Genomic DNA, 21,516 nt, shown 5'->3' with positions numbered 1-21,516 from the left:
GTTCACTGGAGGCCGGCGGAACTGCTGGTCGTCGACGTGGTCGCCAGCGTGCGCAGGCCGATCTGGAACATGAACGCATGGCTCAACACGGGCGGCGTGGTGCCCGCAGAATAGCTATACGAAGTTACATAGTTCGCCGCCAGCACGAAGCAATCGTCGACATAGCCGGCACCGAGCACATATTGATTGATCTTGTTGGCCTCGAGGTCCCAGCGCGCCGAGCCCGACACCACCCAGTTGTTCGCGACCTTCAGCGATCCCGAGGTCAGGATGCCCTCGCGGCGGGTCAGATAGCCGAGTTCCGGCTGCGCTGCGTAATTGCCGTACAGCACGCTGACCGACCAGCGATTGAAGTTGGCGCGGCCTTCCGCCTCGAAGCGCTGCACGTTCCAGGTCTGCTCGTCCATGCGGGAACGGACGCTGAACGTGTAGGTGCTGTTGGGCGAGTAGCTGGCGCTCGCCACGTAATCGGAGCGCGGCTTGTCCAGGCCGGAATTGATGCCCGTATTGATGGCGTCCTGAACCGCGAAGGAGTTCAGGCCGAACAGGTGGTACGACTCGCCGAACAGCACCTTGACCGCGCCGCCCTTGTCGAACTGCGTGGTGGACTGCACGCCGACATTGGCGCGGCCGCCGCCCTCGACCCGGTCGTAGCCGGAGAACTTGTCGACGCTGAACAGGTTCGAGGCGTCGAACACCATGCTCTGGGCGTCCTCGTTCGGCAGCTTGCCGGCATAGGTCTCGTTCGGCCGGATGATGATCTGCGCGATCGGCTCGACGGTGGTCGAGCCCCAGGGCTGGATGTTGATGAAGGGATAGCGGTACTCCAGGCCCACGGTCGGCATCAGGCGGAACGCCTGGGTGTCGCCGATGGGCAGGTAGTTCGACACGCCGGGCTGGTTGGAGACCGACGAGTTGATCGCGTCGGCGCGCAGGCTCGCGAACGGCGTCCAGATCTGGCCGAACGGATCGGTGAAGGATTTGCGCCACTGCGCTTCCGCCGTCAGGCGTGTGTAGGTGCCCGGGAAGCCGCGCAGCAGGCACTGCGAGGGCATACGCGCCAGCGGATCGGCCGACGCCGTGGTGCACAGGCCGTTGGTGTTGGCGACCGTCGTGATCGGATCGAACACCGCATCGTCACGCGACAGGTTCACGAAGTTGGTCTTGTAGCTGAACTCGCCGCCGAACACGGGATAGTTGAGCACGTTCGAATAGTCGATCACCGGATAGACGATCGGCACCTGGCTCTGGTTGCCCGAATAGCTCAGCCAGTACATCGTGCGCGCGTCGAAGAAGCTGCGGTTGCCGACGCCGGTCAGATAGAGCTGCGACAGCGCTTCCGTCGGCAGCAACAGGAACGAGCCGAGCGGATCACGGTACTGATAGAGCCGGTAGTCCGAGAAGAAATAGTAGTCGGACATCAGGACGCCGTCCCAGCCCCAGACCCATTTGTCGTTCAGCGCGAACTGACCCTTGGTGTCGACGGCGCCGCGGAACTGGCGGTCGCCGGGCTGCCCGGCAAAGGCTCCGGGATCGAGCTGGTCGATGCCGTAAGCGCGGATCTGGTAGGCGCCGTCGATAAGGCGCTGGCGGAATTCGCCCTGCAGCATGACGCCTTGCCGTGTCATGAAGCGGGGGGTGATGGTCGCGTCCATGTCGGGCGCGATCGCCCAGTAATAGGGAACCTCGACGCCGAAGCCCGTGTTCGTCGTGCCCGGGAAGTAGCCGGGCATCAGGAAGCCGGACTTGCGCTTCACGGTCGGGTCGGGGGTCGAGAAATAGGGCATGTAGGCGAGCGGCACGCCGAAGAATTCGAGCTGCGCGGTCTCGAAATACAGCATCTTCTCCTGCTGGTCGTGGATGATGCGCGCACCCTTGACCTGCCATAGCGGCGGCTTCTTCGGATCGTCCTTACACGGCGCGCAGGCCGTGTAGACGCCGTTCTCGAACACCGTGTAGTTGCCACTGGAGCGGTCGGCGCGGCTCGCGGCCATGCGGGTCTGGTCGGCTGTGTCCACGCGCAGCGAGTCGACGAAACCGTCGCGGTAATCGTCGGAGAGATCCATGATCTCGGCATAGGTGATCTTGCCGTCGGCATCCGTCATGCGGATGTTGCCTTCGGCATGCAGCCGCTTGGTCTTCTGGTCGTAGATGACCCGGTCGGCCTCGACGCTGGTGCCGTTGTAGAACAGCTGGACGTTACCGACTGCGGAGACGCGCGAATTGTTGTAGTCGTAGTCGACCTCGGTCGCCTGAACCAGCATCTGGTTGTCGTTGGCGGCCTTCGGCGGCTTCGGACGCGGCGGCAGCGGATTGTAGGTGAAGCTCTGGGCCTGGGCCGGCGCCACGACGGCAGCGTCGATCAAGCCGCCGAGCGAGGCAGCGGCGACGACAGCCATCAGGAGCCTGCGGATGGACAAGCCGCACCCGTTCGCGCGCACCAACGTGCGCCGCGTCAAACGAGACACGAGCCCTCGGTGGACGGCAGTCACTATCCGTCCTCCTGATAGAGCAAGGCCAAAAAGCCGGTGAGGCCGCCCACCACAACGGGCAACCACGCCGCAGCGATCGGATGCATCAACTCAGCCTTGCTCAAATCCTCAGTTACTTTCGACAGAACGTAGAGCAGAAAGCCTGCGCCCACGCCACTCAAAACCATCTTCTGCACGCCGCCCATCCGGAAGAAGCGCAACGACACGGAGGCCGCGAGCATCACCATGGCTGCGAGCAAAAACGGCTGTGCCAGAAGCTTCTGATACTGGAGTCGGTATCCGGCTGTCGCGAAGCCCGAGCTTTCCGAGGAGCGGATGTAGCTCGGTAGTTGCCAAAAGGACACAGTCTCGGGGGTGGAAAAGCTGTTGCGGACCTGCGCCTCGGTCAACGTGGTCGGAATCTCCAGGCTGGCCTGGTCGATCGGGGGCGCGTCCAGCGAGAAGCGGCGGACGCCTTTGAACACCCAGCGGCCGGCCTCGAGCGTCGCCTCGCGCGCCTCGACCCGCTCCTTGAAGTGCTGGTCCGAGTCGAACCGGAACAGCGTGAGCCCGGTGAGCCGGATGCCCTGCTGCTCGCTCCGCGCCGCGTTGATGATGGTCTGGCCGTCGTTGGTCACCTGATTGAGCCAGAAGCCGGAGGCGTCCTGAATGCCGCCGCCGGGCGCCGAGCCGAACAGCTCGGCCTCCATGCGCTTGGACAGCTCGCGCAAATTGGCCGACATGGGATTGTAGGCGACGGTGGCGATCACCCCGATCAGCAGCGCGCTGCCGAGCGCCGGCGAGATGAACTGCCAGGCGGAGATGCCGGCAGCGCGCGCCACCACCAGCTCGAGCCGGCGGGAGAGCGCGAGATAGCAGGTCATGGCGCCGATCAGCATGCAGAACGGCGTCAGCTTCTCCAAGAGCTGCGGCACCCGGAACAGCGAGGTCTCGGCCACCATGATCGCGGAGGCGGATGCCAGCCCCGAGGTCTTGCGCACCATCTCGATGTAGTCGACCAGCACCAGCAGCAGGAAAATGCCGCCGAAGACGCCGAGCGCCGCGACCACGAAGCGGCCTGCGAAGTAGCGCCCGAGTGTGTTGGTGAGCATGCTCATGCGGTGGCCGGACGTCCGAACAGCCGCGCGATCCGTGCGTTCGACCTGTTGATGGCCTCCATCAGGCCGGGAGGCGGCTCGACCACGACGCCGCCGATGATCATGGCCAGCCCGACGCCGATCGCGCCGACGACCATCGCATATTGGACCAGCACCGCGCCCGGCGATTTCACCGCCATCACCGAACAGGCGAAGCCGGCCATGCGCAGGCCGAACACCGCCAGGATCGAGGAGGCGATCGAGAAATTCCGGCTCTGGCGCGTGGTGCGAGGCGCCCCAAGGAACGCGAAGGTCAGCACGGCAAAGGCGAACGGATAGATCGGCGCCAGGATGCCGTCGTGCAGGGCCGAGCGGAACTGACCGGGAATCTGCTTGTAGACGGGGTCGTTCTCGGACGGCGAGAACAGCTCCCACAGATAGCGCTCGCGGATGCCGAGGGTGACGTCGCGGCCCTGGTTGGAGAACTTCGACATGTCGAAACCGTAGCGGCCGAACGCCACCAGCGCCGGATCGCGCTTGCCCGCCTCGAAGCGCTGAAGATTGCCGGTCTCCAGCACCAGGAACGAGCCGGTCTCGTTCTTCACGACCTCGCCGTGCTCGGCGACGATCGAGACGCGCTCGTTCGGATCGCGGCGGTCGTCGATGAAGATGCCGGCGAGGATGCCGCCGGGCAGGCGCTCGCGGATCCGGATCGTCAGGTTCCTGTCGAGCTGGGCGAAGCGGCCGGGCTGCAGGATGTTGGTGAGCACGTCGGCCGTGATCTCGGCGTCCCACTGCTTGATCCGCCGCATGCCGTCGGGGGCGAGATAGGCCGCGATGAAGGCGACCAGCAGCGCCACCACGCAGGTGGCGTAGAAGAACGGATAGAACAGCCGGAACGGCGAGAAGCCGGCGGCATTCATCACGATGATCTCGGAATCGGTCGCGAGCTTGTTCAGCGTGTGCGAGATCGCGATCATCAGCGCGATCGGCGAGATGATCAGAACCAGGGCCGGGATCACGAGGCTTGTGATGCCGAGAAAGGTGAGGATGGTCTGACCCTGGCTCGTCATCAGGTCGATGCCGCGCAACGCCTGCGTAATCCAGATCACGCCGGTGAGGCTGACCAGGACCAGCGCAAACGACGCCAGCGTCGTACGGAAGATATACCTATCGATCGACCCCATGCGCGACCGCACGAATCCCCATCAAGCCCCAATGTCGACCAGAATTCCGGCGTCCAACCCATCCCCGTCAGGGGATTCCCAAGGTCGGCCAGCAGCTCTTCCGGCGGTTCACTTTCTCACTACCATCCCTTTGATCCGTCAACAAAATGGCTGCCCCGTGGCACCCTCAATATATGGTTAATATTTCGATCGTTGTGGCCTCGCGGCCACGGCGGCGCTTGGCATCGGACGGGCCGCTGGACCATAGTGGGGAAAGCCTCAGTGAATCGCCGTTCAGCTCCGGTTTGTGACTGGAACCCCCGAACGACGAAAAGCCCCATGTTTTGGAGGAGTTATCCATGTCCGATGCCATCAAGGTCGGCTTTGTCCCGTTGTCTGCCGCCCCCCGTGGCATCCTGGTCGTGTTCTGCGATGACGGCCTGAAGCTCGGCCCGGCAACGGGGAAGGCGCTGGGCGGCGCCGTCGACCTCATGAAGCGCGCGGCGGCTGCTGCGGCCTTCAAGGGTAAAAGCGGGGCCGCGCTGGACATACTGGCGCCCGAGGGCGTGAAGGCGACCCGGCTGATCGTGATCGGCGCCGGCAAGGCGACCGGCCTGAAAGCGAATGATTTCCTCAAATTCGGCGGGGTGGCCGCGAGCAAGCTGCCCGCTGGCACCAGCGCCATGACCATCATCGCGGAGCTGCCCGGTGGCGCCATGACGAGCGAGCAGGCGGTTGCGATCGCCTCGGGCCTTCGCTTACGCACCTACAAGTTCGACCGCTACAAGACCAAGAAGAAGGATGGCGAGGAGGGGGGCTCGCGTGCCGACGTCTCGCTTGCGGTCGGCGATGCCAGTGCTGCGAAGAAGGCGTTTGCCTCGGCCGGCCACGTCGTCGACGGCGTGATCGTTGCGCGCGACCTCGTCAACGAGCCGCCGAACGTGCTTTTCCCCGAGGAATTCGCGCGCAGAGCCAGTCAGCTCCGCAAGCTCGGGGTCAAGGTCGAGGTGCTCGACGTCAAGGCGATGCAGAAGCTCGGCATGGGCGCGCTGCTCGGCGTCGGCCAGGGCTCGGCGCGGCCGAGCCGCACCGTGATCATGCGCTGGGACGGAGCCAAGAAGGGCGAGGCACCGGTCGCCTTCGTCGGCAAGGGCGTCTGTTTCGACACCGGCGGCATCTCGATCAAGCCGGCCGGCAGCATGGAGGACATGAAGGGCGACATGGGAGGCGCGGCCTGCGTCGTCGGCCTGATGCATGCGCTCGCTGCGCGCAAGGCGAAGGTCAACGCGGTCGGCGCCATCGGCCTCGTCGAGAACATGCCCGATGGCAACGCGCAGCGGCCGGGCGACATCGTCACCTCGATGTCCGGTCAGACCATCGAGATCATCAATACCGACGCGGAGGGCCGCCTCGTGCTGGCCGACGTGCTCTGGTACGTCGCCAAGAAGGTGAAGCCGAAATTCATGGTCGATCTGGCGACGCTGACCGGCGCGATCATGGTGGCGCTCGGCACCGAGCATGCCGGCATGTTCTCCAACAACGACGAGCTTGCCGACCGGCTGCTCGCGGCCGGCATCGAGAGTGGGGAGAAGGTCTGGCGGATGCCGCTCGGGCCCGAATACGACAAGCTGATCGATTCCCAGTTTGCCGACATGAAGAACACCGGCGGCCGCCATGGCGGCTCGATCACCGCAGCGCAGTTCCTGCAGCGCTTCGTCGACGGTACGCCCTGGGCGCATCTCGACATCGCCGGGACCGCAATGGGCGCGCCGAAGACCGACATCAACCAGAGCTGGGGAAGCGGTTATGGCGTCCGTCTGCTCGACCGGCTGGTCGCCGACCACTACGAGCGCAAATGACCTGAAATGACTGAAGTGCTGTTCTACCATCTGCAAAACATGACGGTGGAGAATGTGTTGCCGCCGCTTCTCGAGAAATCGCTCGAGCGCGGCTGGCGGGTCGTGGTGCAGTCGACCTCGGAGGAGCGCGCCGATGCGCTCGACGCGCATTTGTGGACTTATCGCGACGATTCCTTCCTGCCGCACGCGACATGGCGCGTGAACGATGTCGCCGATCAACCGATCGTGCTGGCGATCGAGGACGGCAATCCAAACGGTGCCAATGTCCGCTTCCTGATCGACAATGCCGCGCTGCCGGAGGACGCACGGGGCTACGAGCGCATGGTGCTGCTGTTCAACGGCGACGATCCGGACGCGCTTGCGCTCGCCCGCACGGCGTGGACGGATTGCAAGGCGCGGGGATTTGATGTCACCTATTGGCAGGCCGACGAGCGCGGCCGGTGGCAGAAGCGGAATTAGCTGCAATTAATGATAATTTGCACTTTTCGGGCGAGGCTGGCTTCGGCCACCTTCGTGCCGCAAAGGGATGTTGGGACAATCGTTTAGGGCTGGTCCTTCACGCGGGGAATTGGTTTATCGTGCGACATCAAAAGCTTCCGGGCTCGGTCATGATTGCATTGGTCGCCGTAGCACCGCTGGTCGCGGGCTGTTCGGGCGGGACCGACCTGTTGTCGAAGGACGCCGAGTGGTTCCAGAGGCCCGGCCGTCTCTTCATCAAAAACATCTCGATCGAATCGCCGCCGCTCACTCCGGATAAGCCCGTGGGACCGGAGGACCTCGTCAGCGCCGACGGCGCCTGTCCCGGCATGGCGCCGGCGCCCGGGCCGGCCGATGCCAATGCCTCGACCACGGCGCCTGCGCCGGTTGGCGGCACGGTTGCGCTCGGCCATACCGAATGCGACGTGGTGCGCGGCATCGGCGCGCCCTCGAGTGTCAACCTCTCCAACGATCCCGCCGGCAGGCGCGTCGCCGTCGTCACGTGGGCCACCGGTCCGCGCGCAGGCATCTACACGTTCACGGCTGGACGTCTGTCCTCAATCGAGGGCAATCCCGAGCCGCAACCGACGCCGAAGGCCGCGAAGCCGAAGCCGAAGAAGAAGCAGGCGTAAGGCGGAGCGCGCGGACGCGGCTCTGATAGGTCCGACGGCTGCTTTTCGCGATGTGCTGCCAGAACGCCTCTGCGGCCTGCGCCAGGCGAAGCTTCGGCCGGAACACGTGGATCTCGATCGGCACGTGCCATTGGGGCCCGCCTGCGGCAACGATCTCGCCCGAGGCGAGCTGATCGGCGATCAAACTTTCCGGCAGCCATGCCATGCCGCGGCCGGCCTGGACCATCGTCACCAGCAGCTTTGCGAGGTGAGAGGTGAAGGTTGTGCGCAGATGCGCGTCCAGCGGCGACGTCGCGCGCACGGCTTCGAGGATTCGTCCCATGCCCGATTCAGGGCGGAAGCTCAGGAAGGGGACCGGCGCGGCTGCCGTACCAGGCAGCTTGAAACGCGGCTTGCGGCTTCGACCTGATATCGGCACCGATGCTGGAATGAGCCTGTCGTCGCCGACATGGAGCGAGCGGAAATGCGATGGCGCCAGCGCCGTAGCCGCCGCCGGGTGGTAATGGCAGAGCAGAAAATGTGCATCGCCCGCCAACAATATCCGCTCGCACGCCTCCATGTGATTGGCGACGAGCTGCACGTTCGGCACGAACGACAGCTTGGTCTCGATGCCGCGCAGCCAGTCGGGGAAGAAGGTCAGCGACAGCGCGTTGGTCGAGGCGAATTTCAGCACGTCTGACGCGCCGCGGGCCCGCTCCTGAGCGTCGAGCCGGCCGGCAGAGAGCCGGCGCAAAACGTCCTCGGCAGTCTCGCGAAAGCCTTCGCCGGCCGGTGTGAGATTGACGCTGTGGGTCGTGCGGTCCAGCAGCGGCGCGCCGGTCCAAACCTCGAGCGCCTGGATTCTGCGGCTCAGCGCCGGCTGTGAGCAGTTCCGCTGCTCCGCCGCCCGCGAGAAGCTGCGTGTGGTCGCCACCGCTATGAAATCGTGCAGCCAGTTGATCTCCATTGCACGGCCTCCTGATCCTCCGAACTGCTTATGCATGATCTGCATAAAGATATCAGAACACGACATTGGATTTCCAGTGTCGCGGGCGGCACGGTGCAGCAAGTCTTCTCTGGGAGGAAAGCGCGATGGCCGGGCGCACGCTGTACGACAAGTTGGTCGACGCCCATGTGGTCCGCAATCTCGACGATAGCGGTCTCGTGTTGCTCTATGTCGACCGTACCGTGCTCAACGAATACACCAGCCCGCAAGCCTTCGCCGGGCTGCGCGCGGCCGGGCGCAAGGTCTGGAATCCGAAGGCCGCGCTGATGGTCGTCGACCATGTCAACCCGACCGCGGCTCAGCGCACCCGCGCGATGCCGGACCGAGGCGCGGCGCGGCAGGTCGACTATTTCGCGGAAAATGCCAGGGATTTCGGCATCGAATATTTCGACATCCTCGATCCGCGGCAGGGCATCGAACATGTCGTCGCTCCCGAGCAGGGGCTCGTCATGCCTGGCATGGTGATCGCCGCCGGCGACAGTCACACCACCGCCTATGGCGCGTTCGGTGCCCTCGGCTACGGCATCGGGACATCCGACATCGAGCATTATCTCGCGACCTCGACGGTGCGCTATCGCCGCCTCAAGACGATGCGCATCCACCTGACCGGGGCGGCGCCGCTCGGCGTCACGTCCAAGGACATCGTGATGGAGGTGATCCGGCGGATCGGCGCCGATGGTGCGACCGGATACGCCGTGGAGTTCAGCGGTCCCGTCGTCTCCAACATGAGCGTCGAGGGCCGGATCGTGATGTCTGTCATGATCGTCGAGGCGGGTGCGCGCGGCGTCGTGATCGCACCTGATCAAAAGGTGCTGGATTATCTGAAGGGACGTCCGCGGTCGCCGAAGGGCGAGATGTGGGAGCGGGCGGCCAGGAGCTGGCTGACCTTGGCTTCGGATTCCGACGCTCGGTTCGATCGCGAGGTCACGCTCGACGTTTCCGAAGTCGCGCCACTCGTGACCTGGGGCACCAGTCCCGACCAGGCGATCGCCGTCACCGAGATCATTCCGGATCCTGGACAGCAGGCCGCGCCCGAGCGCCAGGCCGCGGCAAGCCGCGCCTTGAACTATATGGGCCTCACGCCCGGATTGCCCATTCAATCGGTGCCGATCGACTTCGCGTTCATCGGATCCTGCACGAATTCGCGCATCGAGGATCTGCGCGATGCGGCCGAGATCTTTCGCGGCCGCCGCGTTGCCGAGGGCGTGCGGGCGATCGTGGTGCCGGGTTCGACCCAGGTCCGGGCACAGGCCGAGTCGGAAGGTCTCGCCAAGGTCTTTACCGATGCCGGCGTTGAATGGCGGCAGTCCGGCTGCTCGATGTGTCTTGCGATGAATGACGATGTGCTGAAGCCGGGTGAGCGCTGCGCGTCCTCCACGAACCGCAATTTCGAAGGCCGCCAGGGGCCGGGCGCGCGCACGCACCTGATGAGCCCGGCCATGGTGGCCGCGGCAGCCGTCACCGGACACATCACGGATGTGCGTTCTCTGTTGAGAGGAGCACGCCAATGATTCCGTTTGGACAGGTCACGGGCGTGGCTGCGCCCATGATGGCGCCGAATATCGACACGGACGTCATCATGCCCAAAATGTTCCTCAAGGGCGTGGACCGCAGCGGGCTCGGCGAGGGCGCCTTCAATCTGCTGCGCTTCAGCGGCGGCAAACCCAATCCGGATTTCATCCTGAACCAGGACGGCTATCGCGATTCCTGCTTTCTCGTGGTCGGCCCCAACTTCGGTTGCGGGTCTAGCCGCGAGCACGCGGTCTGGGGGCTTCAGCAGCTCGGCATTCGCGCACTGATCGGCACCAGCTTCGCCGGCATCTTCAACGACAATTGCGCCAACAACGGTCTGTTGACGATCTCGCTCGAGGCCGGCGTGCTGGCGGAGCTCGCTCAGGCCGTCACCGACAGCTCGCGCAATGACGTCACGATCGACCTTGCCGCGCAGACGATCCGCTTCGATTGCGGTCGCCGCTCGATCGGATTCGACATCGAGCCGGACAGGAAAGAAGCCTTTCTGACCGGCCGCGATTTCATCGCCTCCACGCTGGTCGTCGCCGACGACATACGTGCCTTCGAGGCGCGGCATCGGGCGGAGAACCCCTGGATCGTCTGAACTGCACGAACCTGGCGCGGCTCGAATCCGCTCGCCACGAGAAACCATAAACAGCGGAGGGACCCTTGGTGGACACGACATATCGCGCGGCCGAGGCGCCGCAGACCGCAGTTGCGACGAAGCTCGCCCGTCTCAAGATCGGCCCGTTGCCGGTCGGCATCTACGGTGCGGCGACTCTCGTCTGCGTCACCGCGGTCTATTCCGGCAAGCTGCCGAATGACGTGATCGGTGGCCTTTCGGTCCTGATGCTGCTCGGCTTCCTGCTGGGCAAGCTCGGCCAAACCATTCCGGTGCTGAACCGGATCGGCGGCACGGCGATCCTCTGCCTGTTCGTGCCGTCGGCCCTGGTGAGCTATGGCCTCGTGCCGGATGCGGCCTTGAAGGCGATCATAACCACGTTCCGAACCGCCAACTTCCAGTATTTCTTCATCGCCTGCCTCGTCGCAGGCTCGATCCTCGGCATGCCCTATCGGGTCCTGGTTCAGGGCTTCATTCGCATGTTCGTTCCGCTCCTGGTCGGCACGATCGTGGCCGTCGCCGCGGGCATTGCCGTCGGGCTTCTGTTCGGCCACAGCCCGAAGGAAACGTTCTTCTTTGTCATCATTCCCATCGTCGGCGGCGGACTTGCAGAAGGTGTCCTGCCGCTGTCCATCGCCTATTCCGAGATGTTGCATCGGTCGCAAGCCGAGCTTGTGGCGCAGATGGTGCCGGCGGCGCTGCTCGGCAACGTCGTCGCGATCGTGAGCGCGGGCCTGCTGGCCCGTCTTGGTGAGATGCGGGCCGACCTCAACGGCAGAGGGATGCTGGTCAAGACCGGAGACGACGACATTCTCGGCGAAGCGCGGCCGGACCGACCGATCGATCTCGGACTGCTCGGTGCCGGCATGGTGCTGTCGTGCGGCCTGTTCGTGCTCGGCATGATCCTGGCGCCGCTCACCGGCATCCCCGGACCGATCATGATGATCATCGCCGCGGTGGCATTGAAGCTGACCAGATTGCTACCGGCCGAGATGGAGCTCGGCGCCTATCAGATCAACAAGTTCATGTCGACGAACCTTACTTTCGCGATCCTGGTGGCGATGGGGACCCTGCTGGTCTCGTGGCAGCAGCTCGTTGCCTCCTTCAATCCAGGGTACATCATGATCTGCACGACCACGGTGCTGGCGATGATCGTGTCGGGATTTTTCGTCGGCAAGTGGCTGAACATGTATCCGGTCGAGGCGGCGATCGTGACCGCCTGCCACTCGGGCCTCGGCGGCACCGGCGACGTCGCCATTCTCGGCGCCGCGGATCGCATCGGCCTGATGGCGTTCGCCCAGATCGCCACCCGCGTCGGCGGCGCGATCATGATCGTGATCGCGACGCTCTTGATGAAGTCGCTGTCCTGATACGGACCGCCGCCTTTCGCGCAGGACGAATGTTACAGGGGAGAATTGCAATGCTCGAATTCGAACAGGCTGAATCGTGCTCCGATCGATCGGAGACAGGGTTGACGCGGCGCCATTTGATGTCGATCGCGTTGACAACAGGTGCCCTCGGTTCGGCCATTTTGGCGCCGGACACCTTCGCTCAGGAGAATAATGCCGTGACGACCAACGCGCTGCAAAAGCTGCTGCCAGGGTTTCAACAGAAGCGTCTCAAGACCAGCGGCGCCGAGATCAATGCGCTCGTGAAAGGCGAGGGACCGCCACTGCTGCTGCTGCACGGGCACCCGCAGACCTTGGCGTGCTGGCACAAGATCGCCCCCAAGCTCGCGGAGCGCTTTACCGTGGTGCTGACGGATCTGCGCGGCTACGGCGACTCGAGCAAGCCCGACGGCGGCACCGACCATATCGCATATTCCAAGCGGGAAATGGCGCGGGATCAGGTCGAAGTGATGCGCGCGCTCGGCTTTGATCGCTTCCAGGCTGTCGGCCATGATCGCGGCGGACGCGTTCTGCATCGTCTGTTGCTTGATCATCCGGACGCCGTCTCCAGGGCGGTCATGCTCGACATCGCGCCGACCGCGACGATGTACGCCAAGGTGAACAAGGAGTTCGCCACGCGCTATATGTGGTGGTTCTTTCTCATTCAGCCGGCGCCGCTTCCGGAAACCTTGATCGGCAACAATCTCGAATTCTATCTTCAGACCCATATCAACAAGCAAAACAAGACGCCGGGCGCCATCGACCCGGTTGCGCTCGAAGAGTACCGTCGGTGCTACAGCCGCGAGACGCTGCATGCCGTGTGCGAAGATTATCGCGCCGCTGCCGGGATCGACCTGATCCACGATGAGGCGGATTCCGACAAGAGAATCGGTTGCCCGCTGCTCGTGCTGTGGGGCGCAAAGGGAGTCGTGGGGTCGAGTTACGACGTGCTCGACACATGGCGCGCCAAGGCGAAGGACGTGCGCGGCGGAAGCCTGCCCTGCGGCCATTATCTGCCGGAAGAAGCGCCGGAGCTGCTCCTCGAGCAGCTCAATGGGTTCTTCACCTGATTAGCGGAACGCCTACCCCGAACCGGTCAGCCCGCCGCCTCATCGAATTGTGCGCTCGCCTCGAGCCATTGCTCCTCGGCGCGCGCGAGCGCGTCGGCGGCATTGGCGCGGGCCTTCGACAGTTGCGCGGCCTGCTTGGGGTCGCGCGTAAAAATGTCGGGCAGGGCGAGCGCCGTGTCGATCTTGGCGATGATCTCGCTGACGCGGGCGATCTCGGCTTCGGCTTCAGCGATGCGCTTCCTCAGCGAGCCGCGATTGTCCGACTTCGGGCGCTGCGGCTTCTCGCTCGGCGCACTGCGCTCGCGCGGGGCGGGCTCGGCATTGCGCGCTGACAGAACGAGACGGCGGTACTCGTCGAGATCGCCGTCGTAATTGGTCACGGTGCGATCGGCGACGATCCAGAGCCGCTCGGCGCAGGCCTCGATCAGATAGCGGTCGTGCGAGACCATGATCACCGCGCCGGGAAACTCGTTGATCGCCTCCGCAAGCGCGCCGCGGCTGTCGATGTCGAGATGGTTGGTCGGCTCGTCCAGGATGATCATGTTGGGGCCGAAGAAAGTCGCAAGGCCCAGCAGCAGCCGCGCCTTCTCGCCGCCCGACAATTTGCCGGCCTTGGTATCGGCGGCCTTGCCGGAGAAGCCGATCGCGCCGGCGCGTGCGCGCACTTTCGCTTCGGGCGCATCGCCCATCAGCTTGCGGACGTGGTCGTAGGCAGAGGCGTCCTCGTTGAGCTCGTCGAGCTGGTGCTGCGCGAAATAGGCGATCGACAGCTTGTCCGCGCGGGTCACCTTGCCCGAAAACGGCGCGAGACGTCCCGCGAGCAGTTTGACCAGCGTCGATTTGCCGTTGCCGTTGGCGCCCAGCAACGCGATGCGGTCATCGTCGTCGATGCGCAAGGTGACGCGATTGAGCACGGGGCTGGCCGGATCGTAGCCGACCGACACGTTGTCGGCCGCGATGATCGGCGGCGACAGGATCTTCTCCGGCGCGGGAAAGCTGATCTCGCGCACATCCTCGGTGACCAGCGCCGTGATCGGCTTCAACCGCTCCAGCATCTTCACCCGAGACTGCGCCTGGCGCGCCTTGGAAGCCTTGGCCTTGAAGCGATCGACGAAAGCCTGCAGGCGGGCGCGCTCGGCCTCCTGGCGTTTGACGGCTTTGGCATCGAGCAGCTCGCGCGCGGCGCGCTGCTCCTCGAACGAGGAGTAGGTGCCCTTGTAGAGCGTGAGCTTGCCACGCTCCAGATGCAGGATCTGGTCGACCGAGCTTTCCAGGAGGTCGCGGTCGTGGCTGATCACGATCACGGTGCGCGGATAATGCGCGAGGTGATCCTCCAGCCACAGCGTGCCTTCGAGGTCGAGATAGTTGGTGGGCTCGTCGAGCAGCAGAAGATCAGGGGCCGCGAACAGCGTCGCAGCGAGCGCGACGCGCATGCGCCAGCCGCCGGAGAACTCGGCGCAGGGACGCAGCTGATCGGCGGCGGAGAAGCCGAGGCCGGAGAGGATCGCGGCGGCACGGCTCGGCGCCGAATGCGCGTCGATGTCGACGAGCCGGGTCTGGATCTCCGCGATCCGGTGCGGATCGGTCGCGTGCTCGGCTTCGGCGAGCAGCGCGTCGCGCTCGAGGTCGGCCTTGAGCACGACCGAGATCAGGCTTTCGGGTCCGTTCGGGGCTTCCTGCGCCAGGCTGCCGATGCGCCAGCGCGGCGGCAGGGTCACCGAGCCGTGCTCGGCCGCGAGCTCGCCGCGGATCACCTTGAACAGCGTCGACTTGCCGGTCCCGTTGCGTCCGACCAGGCCGACGCGTGATCCCGGCGTGATCTGCACGGAACTCTGGTCGATCAAAAGGCGTCCGGCGAGGCGGATGGAGAGGTCGGTGATCGCAAGCATGCGGCCTTGTCACCGCAAGGCGCGTCGAACGCAACCCGCTTTTTCGTCAATGCGGCTCGCGTTCGCGCCGCTGCAGCTCGTTCAGGAGCTGCTCAAGATTTGTCGGGAGACGAGGTTCGGGCCGGAGGCTCTGCTGGAGCCGCTCGCCCACGGCATCGCAGATCGAGCGGCTGGTGCGCCGGTCGATCTGCACGTTGTCATCGGCAGAAGGCCCAGCCATCGCAAGGTTCCGTGCTTTCAAAGGAAGGACACGGTACCAAGTCATTGCCGGCGAAATGGTTTCGCTGACCGCGCGGATATGGTGCATTCTCGTGAAAATTGTGCGAAGGGCGTCTTATCGACTCAAGGCAAAGCCCCGGCGAGGGGAACGCCGGGGCTTCTCTTGGAAGGTACCTGGGGGGCTTAGATACCCTCATGAAGGTGCTGACGGGCTCAGTAGCAGCGGTTGATCAGCCGCCAGCGAGGTCCCCAGGGGGTCGGGACCAGCCGGCGCACATAGCAGCCGCCATAACCGTAGGAGACGGGGGCGCCGAGATAGAAACGCGGTCCACCCCAGCCGTAGCCATGGTGCCAGCCGCCGCCATGCCAGCCCCAACCGCCGTGCCAGTGAGCGGATGCAGAGGTTGGCGCCAGCGCGGCACCCAGCGCGACCGCGGCGACAGCGGCAAGCGAAAGTTTCCTCAACATGGTGATCTCCTAAATACTGCCGGCGCGGGGTGATCCGCGTCGATGAGAAGGCCGCCGAAACGGTCCGCCTGATGATCAGGCTTCGGTTTCGATGGGCCTCAACTTACGCCGGCGAAGCTGAACCGAACCCTGACGGCGGTTTCAGATTGGGTTCATCTGGGTGAAATTGTTGTCATCCAAGCTGGAATCGGGGCGCCCATCCCTGCGGCGAAGCGCCTGTGAGGCCGTTTCGCCGGTCGCTTGCCGTCCGGCAAAGGCGCCGATATAAGCCCCGCAACTCGACAACCACCGCTTTCTTCCCGAAGGACAAGATTATGGCCATCGAACGCACTTTCTCGATCATCAAGCCCGACGCGACCGAGCGTAACCTGACCGGTGCGGTCAACGCCGTGATCGAGAAGGCGGGCCTGCGCATCGTCGCGCAGAAGCGCATCCGCATGACCAAGGAGCAGGCCGAGACCTTCTATGCCGTCCACAAGGCGCGCCCGTTCTTCGGCGAGCTCGTGGACTTCATGACCTCCGGTCCGGTCGTGGTCCAGGTGCTGGAAGGCGAGGGCGCGATCGCCAAGTACCGCGAGGTGATGGGTGCGACCGATCCGGCCAAGGCCGCCGAGGGCACCGTGCGCAAGCTCTACGCCAAGTCGATCGGCGAGAATTCGGTGCACGGCTCGGATGCGCCGGAGACCGCCGCGATCGAGATCGCGCAGTTCTTCTCGGGCAACGAGATCGTCGGCTGATCGATCAGCTGACAAGTTAAGGCGGCGGGGCGAAAGGACGTATTGTGAGCTGGCTCTGGCAGATCTTCGATCCCGCTACGATCGGGGCATTCTTCACCCAGTTTCGCAACGAGATGGCTGCGCCGACCTTCTGGATCGCGGTCGGCAAGATCATCTGGATCAACATCCTGCTCTCCGGCGACAACGCGCTGGTGATCGCGCTCGCCTGCCGCGGCCTCAATCCGCGGCACCGGCTCTGGGGCATGATCTTCGGTGCCGGCGCAGCCGTGATGCTGCGCATCATCTTCACCGGCATCGTCGCGAGCCTGATGGAGCTGCCGTATCTCAAGCTCGTCGGCGGCCTCGCGCTGATCGTGATCGCGGCCAAGCTGCTGGTGCCGGAAAACGAGGAGGGGGACGACGTCGAGTCCGCCTCGCATCTGTGGCAGGCCGTGCAGATCGTCGTGGTCGCCGATATCGTCATGAGTCTCGACAACGTCATCGCGGTCGCCGCTGCGGCCAATGGCAGCGTGCCGCTCTTGATCCTCGGCCTCGCCATCAGCGTGCCGCTAATCGTCGCCGGCGCGGCGCTGATCATGGCGCTGCTCGCAAAGCTGCCGGTGCTGGTCTGGGCCGGCGCGGCGCTGCTCGGCTGGATCGCGGGAGAGGTGATCGCGACCGACCCGGGGGTCGCGCCGAGGCTGCACACGTTGTTCGACGGCCCGCTCGGTGCCTCGCTGGACAGCATGCTCGGCGCGCTGCACATCCCGCCGCAGTTCGGCCATGGCGGCGGAGGCGGCGAATATCTCTGCGCCGCGCTCGGCGTTGTGGTCGTGCTGGTGGCCGGCTCGATCTGGCGCCGGCGCAGCCTGATCCAGGCAGAGCTGGACTCCTCCGAAGGCCACGCCAAGGCCTCGGCGGAGTGATCTCGACGGCAGCCGGTGCCGCACCGGTTGCGAATCTGGGATGCCGCGCGGGGTTAGTCAGGCCGTCGCAGCGCTTCGCGGTCTCCCCAAATGGGATCTTATCTCCTTCTAAACTCCTGAAAATAAAGGCGGTTTCATTGACTCGCTGACTGTTCCCGCGGCACGTCCGGCGCCGAGCGTGGACATGATTTCGTGATGACGGTGCGAGGCGCCGCCGCCTATCCGCGACGGATTCGCACTTTGGACTTCAGCGCCGCACGATCGAGCCGGCACGGCCAATCAGGCGGGCGAGCTGCTTGAAGCGGCTGCCGACGCGGTCGGCGACGAGGTCGACGAGCCGGTGCTCGAACACCAGCATCAATTTGCGTCCCTGAGTGCGGAAATGCGTGGCGGGAAGGACGCCCGGACGCGCCGCCGAGATCAGATGCGCGACACGGAATGCCGCGCCCAGCAGGCGGGCGCGTTCGAGCTGGGCCGGCGTCAGCAGCTCCTGCATGGTGGCCGGCGGCTGGTTTTCCTCGCTGAGACCCGCATAGCGGTAGAACACGGACAGGCCGACGAAGGCGCGCTCAGTGTGGGTGATCGCACCGAAATTGCCGTTGACGACGAGGCTCAGCGTCTGCTCGCCGCGATGGTCGGGATGCACGCGCCAGCCGATGTCGGAGAGCAGACACGCGGTGTGGCGGAGGCGACGGTCCTCCTCGGTCTCGCGCAACTTCACGACGCGCACCAGGCGGTCGGTCCAAGCGATCAGCTCGCGGGCGTGTTTCGCCGAGCGTGACAGCAACTGGTTCAGCTCCTCGGCCGCGCAGATCAGCCCGTCCTTGTTGCGTTCGGTCTCCGGCAGCTTCTCGTGCAACAGGCCCTCGCGCACGCCGAAGGTGGAGAACACGATCCTACTGGGTTTGGCGACGCGGATGATGTGCTCGAGCACCAGCGCCGCATAGGTGAGAAGTGGGCGCCGCGCATCGGCGACGATCTCGATGTCGGCAAGCATGTTGGCGGCAGCGAGGCGCCGGAGACGGCGCGAGAAGTCGAGCGCTTCGGCGGCCGAAATCGAGTAGCCGTGCATCACCTGGAGCGGATAGCCGCTCTGGATGATGTGGATGCGCGCGAGCGCGCGCCAAGTGCCGCCGACGGCATAAAAGGTGCGGCCGCGGCCCGCGGTGAGTTGCGGCACCTCGTCGAGCTCCTCGCGCACGATGCGATCGGCGCGCTTGAGCGATTTGTGCGCGAGGTCCTGGAGTGCGAGACCGCCGAGCGGCAGCGTCACACCGCTGCGCACGGCGTTCTTGCGCACGTCGATCAGCTCGAGCGAGCCGCCGCCGAGGTCGCCGACGATGCCGTCGGGAAGGTGAATGCCGGAGATCACGCCGAGCGCCGACAGCCGCGCCTCGCGCGGGCCCGACAGGATCTCGATCTTCACCGCGCAGATGCGCTCGGCCTTGGCGATGAAGTCGGGCCCGTTGGAGGCATCGCGGCAGGCCGCGGTCGCAATCGCGAACACGCGCCCGACCTGCATCACGCGGCACAATGCGCGAAAGCGCTTGAGCGAGGTCAGCGCCTTGTCGACGGCGTCGGGCGCGAGCAGACCCGTGCTCTGCACCTCGCGCCCGAGGCCGCAGAGCGTCTTCTCGTTGAAGATCGGGATGAGGCTCCGCGACAGTCCCTCGTAGACGACGAGACGGACCGAGTTGGATCCGATGTCGATCACCGCGACGCTGGAGCCGCGCTTGCGCGGCCGCTTCACGTCGCAAATCCCCGATCAGGATTGATGGCGTTCGTTCCGGCGCGTGAGACGACGCGGCGAGGATTCCTTGAGCGACTTTCCACGGCCAGACAGACTCGGATTAGTCATGAAGTAGTTGTGGACGTTGAAAGGCTCCTCGCCCTTCGCGGCCTTCATACGCGTTGAAGACCCATCCGGCAACAACTGCCAGCTCTGCTCGTTGTCCTTCAGGTTCGCGACCATGATCTGTTCGAGAACCTGCTGATGCACCGTGGGATTTTGCAGCGGACACAGCACCTCGACGCGGCGGTCGAGGTTGCGCGGCATCATGTCGGCGGACGAGATATACACAGCCGCTTTCGCGCCCGGCAGGCCCTGACCCATGCCGAAGCAGTAGATTCGGCCATGTTCCAGGAAACGTCCGATGATCGACTTGACGCGGATGTTCTCCGACAGGCCGGGGATGCCGGGCCTGAGGCAGCAGATGCCGCGCACCACGAGCTCGACCTGGACGCCGGCCTGGGAGGCCTCGTAGAGCGCGTCGATGATGTCGGGGTCGACCAGCGCGTTCATCTTCATCCAGACCGCGCCGGGCCGGCCGTGCCGCGCATGCGCGGTCTCGCCTTGAATGTGCTCGATGATGCGTTTGCGCAAGGTCAGTGGCGACACCGCCATCTTTTCCAGATCGCTCGGCGCGGCATAGCCGGTGATGAAATTGAACACGCGCGCGGCATCGCGGCCGATGGTCGGATCGGAGGTGAAATAGGAGAGGTCGGTGTAGATGCGCGCGGTGACCGGGTGATAGTTGCCGGTGCCGGTATGGACGTAAGTCGTCAGGCTGCCGCCCTCGCGGCGCACCACCATCGAGAGTTTGGCGTGCGTCTTCAATTCGAGGAAGCCGTAGACGACCTGTACGCCGGCGCGCTCGAGGTCGCGCGCCCAGCGGATGTTGGCCTCCTCGTCGAAGCGCGCCTTGAGCTCGATCAGCGCGGTGACGGACTTGCCGGCCTCGGCGGCCTCCGCCAGCGCGCGCACGATCGGCGAGTTGTTGGAGGTGCGGTAGAGCGTCTGCTTGATCGCGACGACGTCGGGATCGCGCGCGGCTTGCTGCAGGAACTGCACGACGACGTCGAAGGACTCATAGGGATGGTGGACGATCAGGTCCTTCTGCCGGATCGCGGCAAAGATGTCGCCGCCATGCTCGCGCACGCGCTCGGGATGGCGCGGCACGTAGGGGGTGAATTCGAGGTCGGGCCGGTCGAGGCGGGTGAGCTGCGACAGCTCGTTCATGGCCTGCACGCCGTCGACCAGGAAGACCTCGTCGTCGGCGGCCGACAGCGCATGCTGCACGAAGCTGCGCAACTCCTCCGGCATCTTGGCGTCGATCTCGAGCCGGATCACCGATCCGCGGCGGCGGCGCTTGAGCGCGGTCTCGAACAGGCGGACGAGGTCTTCGGCCTCTTCCTCGATTTCGAGCTCGGAGTCGCGGATGATCCGGAAGGCGCCCTGGCCGTGCAGATTGTAGCCGGGGAACAGGCGGTTGATGAACAGGGCGGTCGCCTGTTCCAGCGAGATCAGCCGGACGGTCTTGCCGTCGGCTGGCAGGCGGATGAAGCGGTCGATCTTGCCAGGCATGCGGATCAGCGCGTTCATCTGCTTGCCGTCGGCGGCGCGCGTGAGCTGCAGCGCAATGGTGAAGCCGAGGCTCGGAATGAACGGGAAGGGGTGGGCGGGGTCGATCGCGAGCGGCGTCAGCAGCGGGAACACGTTGTTGAGGAAGTAGTCCTCGATCCAGGTGCGTTCCGCCCTGGTGACGTCCTTGCCGTCGACCAGCACGATGCCGACATCGGCCAGCGTGCCGCGCAGATCGCGCCAGATCGCCTGCTGGTCGGAAGCGAGCTGGATCACGGTGCGGTTGATCAGCGCGAGCTGCTCCGATGGCGTCAGGCCGTCTGGACTGCGCTCGGCAATCCCCTCGCGCACCTGGGCCTTGATGCCGGCGACGCGGACCATGAAGAACTCGTCGAGGTTATTCGCCGAAATCGACAGGAATCGCACCCGCTCCAGCACAGGGTGGCTGGGATTGACCGATTCCTCGAGGACGCGGCGGTTGAAATGCAGCCAGGACAGCTCGCGGTTGATGAACCGTTCGGGGCTGGATGCGATCGCCGGCAGGGCCTCAGTTTCCGGGGCTTTCTCTTTGGTTTCAACAGCTTGCGCAGAGTCCATCAAAAGTCGGTCCATCCAGTTCAGCCCAATTGCGACTTACGCGCAAAATCGGCGGGAGCAT

At 64.9% G+C, this 21,516-nt stretch carries 18 protein-coding genes; 9 read left to right on the top strand and 9 right to left on the bottom strand.

The window, feature by feature from the left end; genetic code table 11:
• Window positions 1–2: 2 nt before the first annotated feature.
• The 3 genes from EAV90_RS06690 to lptF form a co-directional block, all read right to left on the bottom strand.
• Entirely contained in the window at window positions 3–2,399 is a 2,397-nt protein-coding gene (locus EAV90_RS06690) for an LPS-assembly protein LptD (protein ID WP_245509466.1), read from the bottom strand.
• Window positions 2,400–2,491: 92 nt separating this feature from the next.
• Window positions 2,492–3,589, bottom strand: a complete 1,098-nt coding sequence (gene lptG, locus EAV90_RS06685; protein WP_122403563.1) for an LPS export ABC transporter permease LptG — start codon at window positions 3,587–3,589, stop codon at window positions 2,492–2,494.
• Window positions 3,586–4,755 carry an LPS export ABC transporter permease LptF gene (gene lptF / locus EAV90_RS06680; RefSeq protein WP_122403562.1) on the bottom strand — a complete coding sequence of 390 codons (1,170 nt, stop codon included), beginning with the start codon at window positions 4,753–4,755 and terminating at the stop codon, window positions 3,586–3,588. The genes lptG and lptF overlap by 4 nt, the downstream gene beginning before the upstream one ends.
• Before the next feature lie 338 nt (window positions 4,756–5,093).
• On the opposite strand from lptF, the gene EAV90_RS06675 reads away from it, so the two are divergent.
• From EAV90_RS06675 to EAV90_RS06665, 3 genes are all read left to right on the top strand, one after another.
• Complete coding sequence (locus EAV90_RS06675) at window positions 5,094–6,593, top strand: leucyl aminopeptidase (RefSeq protein ID WP_129142931.1); 1,500 nt, start codon at window positions 5,094–5,096, stop codon at window positions 6,591–6,593.
• A gap of 6 nt (window positions 6,594–6,599) precedes the next feature.
• Window positions 6,600–7,052 carry a DNA polymerase III subunit chi gene (locus EAV90_RS06670; protein ID WP_122403560.1) on the top strand — a complete coding sequence of 151 codons (453 nt, stop codon included), beginning with the start codon at window positions 6,600–6,602 and terminating at the stop codon, window positions 7,050–7,052.
• A gap of 158 nt (window positions 7,053–7,210) precedes the next feature.
• Window positions 7,211–7,702 carry a hypothetical protein gene (locus EAV90_RS06665; RefSeq protein WP_164936815.1) on the top strand — a complete coding sequence of 164 codons (492 nt, stop codon included), beginning with the start codon at window positions 7,211–7,213 and terminating at the stop codon, window positions 7,700–7,702.
• Here the strand turns inward: EAV90_RS06665 and EAV90_RS06660 are convergent.
• Window positions 7,608–8,648, bottom strand: a complete 1,041-nt coding sequence (locus EAV90_RS06660; protein ID WP_129142929.1) for a LysR family transcriptional regulator — start codon at window positions 8,646–8,648, stop codon at window positions 7,608–7,610. The genes EAV90_RS06665 and EAV90_RS06660 overlap by 95 nt on opposite strands.
• Window positions 8,649–8,773: 125 nt before the next feature.
• On the opposite strand from EAV90_RS06660, the gene leuC reads away from it, so the two are divergent.
• The 4 genes from leuC to EAV90_RS06640 all read left to right on the top strand — a co-directional run bounded on the left by leuC (window position 8,774) and on the right by EAV90_RS06640 (window position 13,279).
• Window positions 8,774–10,198: a 3-isopropylmalate dehydratase large subunit gene (gene leuC / locus EAV90_RS06655; RefSeq protein WP_129142928.1), complete on the top strand. Its 1,425-nt coding sequence runs from the start codon at window positions 8,774–8,776 to the stop codon at window positions 10,196–10,198.
• Window positions 10,195–10,803, top strand: a complete 609-nt coding sequence (gene leuD, locus EAV90_RS06650; RefSeq protein ID WP_129142927.1) for a 3-isopropylmalate dehydratase small subunit — start codon at window positions 10,195–10,197, stop codon at window positions 10,801–10,803. Before leuC ends, leuD begins: the two co-directional genes overlap by 4 nt.
• 68 nt (window positions 10,804–10,871) lie before the next feature.
• The gene (locus EAV90_RS06645) at window positions 10,872–12,191 is read left to right on the top strand and encodes a 2-hydroxycarboxylate transporter family protein (RefSeq protein WP_129142950.1); all 1,320 of its coding nucleotides are present in this window, start codon (window positions 10,872–10,874) and stop codon (window positions 12,189–12,191) included.
• A gap of 197 nt (window positions 12,192–12,388) precedes the next feature.
• Complete coding sequence (locus EAV90_RS06640) at window positions 12,389–13,279, top strand: alpha/beta fold hydrolase (RefSeq protein WP_430644719.1); 891 nt, start codon at window positions 12,389–12,391, stop codon at window positions 13,277–13,279.
• A gap of 26 nt (window positions 13,280–13,305) precedes the next feature.
• Here EAV90_RS06640 and EAV90_RS06635 read toward each other — a convergent pair whose 3' ends face one another.
• From EAV90_RS06635 to EAV90_RS06625, 3 genes are all read right to left on the bottom strand, one after another.
• Window positions 13,306–15,168, bottom strand: coding sequence for an ABC-F family ATP-binding cassette domain-containing protein (locus EAV90_RS06635; protein ID WP_129142926.1), 1,863 nt, complete (start codon window positions 15,166–15,168; stop codon window positions 13,306–13,308).
• Window positions 15,169–15,214: 46 nt separating this feature from the next.
• Complete coding sequence (locus EAV90_RS06630; RefSeq protein ID WP_129142925.1) at window positions 15,215–15,475, bottom strand: hypothetical protein; 261 nt, start codon at window positions 15,473–15,475, stop codon at window positions 15,215–15,217.
• A gap of 125 nt (window positions 15,476–15,600) precedes the next feature.
• Window positions 15,601–15,855: a sulfur globule protein precursor gene (locus tag EAV90_RS06625; RefSeq protein WP_122403553.1), complete on the bottom strand. Its 255-nt coding sequence runs from the start codon at window positions 15,853–15,855 to the stop codon at window positions 15,601–15,603.
• Between the two features lie 314 nt (window positions 15,856–16,169).
• Here EAV90_RS06625 and ndk point away from each other — a divergent pair, with 314 nt between their 5' ends.
• Both ndk and EAV90_RS06615 read left to right on the top strand, forming a co-directional pair.
• Window positions 16,170–16,592 (top strand): nucleoside-diphosphate kinase, encoded by a 423-nt coding sequence (gene ndk, locus EAV90_RS06620; protein WP_035715388.1) that lies wholly within the window; start codon window positions 16,170–16,172, stop codon window positions 16,590–16,592.
• 44 nt (window positions 16,593–16,636) lie between these two features.
• Window positions 16,637–17,497, top strand: a complete 861-nt coding sequence (locus EAV90_RS06615; protein ID WP_122403552.1) for a TerC family protein — start codon at window positions 16,637–16,639, stop codon at window positions 17,495–17,497.
• A 247-nt stretch (window positions 17,498–17,744) separates the two neighbouring features.
• Here EAV90_RS06615 and ppx read toward each other — a convergent pair whose 3' ends face one another.
• Together ppx and EAV90_RS06605 are read right to left on the bottom strand one after the other, a co-directional pair.
• Window positions 17,745–19,247: an exopolyphosphatase gene (ppx, locus tag EAV90_RS06610; RefSeq protein WP_122403551.1), complete on the bottom strand. Its 1,503-nt coding sequence runs from the start codon at window positions 19,245–19,247 to the stop codon at window positions 17,745–17,747.
• A 15-nt stretch (window positions 19,248–19,262) separates the two neighbouring features.
• On the bottom strand, window positions 19,263–21,455 hold the full coding sequence (locus EAV90_RS06605) for an RNA degradosome polyphosphate kinase (RefSeq protein ID WP_164936814.1): 2,193 nt from the start codon (window positions 21,453–21,455) through the stop codon (window positions 19,263–19,265).
• Window positions 21,456–21,516 lie beyond the last annotated feature (61 nt).

The sequence above is a fragment of the Bradyrhizobium vignae genome (genome assembly GCF_004114425.1).
In the GTDB taxonomy this organism is placed as follows: Bacteria; Pseudomonadota; Alphaproteobacteria; order Rhizobiales; family Xanthobacteraceae; genus Bradyrhizobium; species Bradyrhizobium vignae.
Note: the sequence above shows the minus strand (reverse complement) of the source record. Positions and strands in the feature narration are given on the sequence as shown.

Bases quoted from the DNA above. Each gene is read 5' to 3' on its own strand.
- EAV90_RS06690 (WP_245509466.1), bottom strand. From the start codon at position 2,399: ATGGCTGTCGTCGCCGCTGCCTCGCTCGGCGGCTTGATCGACGCTGCC.
- lptG (WP_122403563.1), bottom strand. From the start codon at position 3,589: ATGAGCATGCTCACCAACACACTCGGGCGCTACTTCGCAGGCCGCTTC.
- lptF (WP_122403562.1), bottom strand. From the start codon at position 4,755: ATGGGGTCGATCGATAGGTATATCTTCCGTACGACGCTGGCGTCGTTT.
- EAV90_RS06675 (WP_129142931.1), top strand. From the start codon at position 5,094: ATGTCCGATGCCATCAAGGTCGGCTTTGTCCCGTTGTCTGCCGCCCCC.
- EAV90_RS06670 (WP_122403560.1), top strand. From the start codon at position 6,600: ATGACTGAAGTGCTGTTCTACCATCTGCAAAACATGACGGTGGAGAAT.
- EAV90_RS06660 (WP_129142929.1), bottom strand. From the start codon at position 8,648: ATGGAGATCAACTGGCTGCACGATTTCATAGCGGTGGCGACCACACGC.
- leuC (WP_129142928.1), top strand. From the start codon at position 8,774: ATGGCCGGGCGCACGCTGTACGACAAGTTGGTCGACGCCCATGTGGTC.
- leuD (WP_129142927.1), top strand. From the start codon at position 10,195: ATGATTCCGTTTGGACAGGTCACGGGCGTGGCTGCGCCCATGATGGCG.
- EAV90_RS06635 (WP_129142926.1), bottom strand. From the start codon at position 15,168: ATGCTTGCGATCACCGACCTCTCCATCCGCCTCGCCGGACGCCTTTTG.
- EAV90_RS06630 (WP_129142925.1), bottom strand. From the start codon at position 15,475: ATGCACCATATCCGCGCGGTCAGCGAAACCATTTCGCCGGCAATGACT.
- EAV90_RS06625 (WP_122403553.1), bottom strand. From the start codon at position 15,855: ATGTTGAGGAAACTTTCGCTTGCCGCTGTCGCCGCGGTCGCGCTGGGT.
- ndk (WP_035715388.1), top strand. From the start codon at position 16,170: ATGGCCATCGAACGCACTTTCTCGATCATCAAGCCCGACGCGACCGAG.
- EAV90_RS06605 (WP_164936814.1), bottom strand. From the start codon at position 21,455: ATGGACTCTGCGCAAGCTGTTGAAACCAAAGAGAAAGCCCCGGAAACT.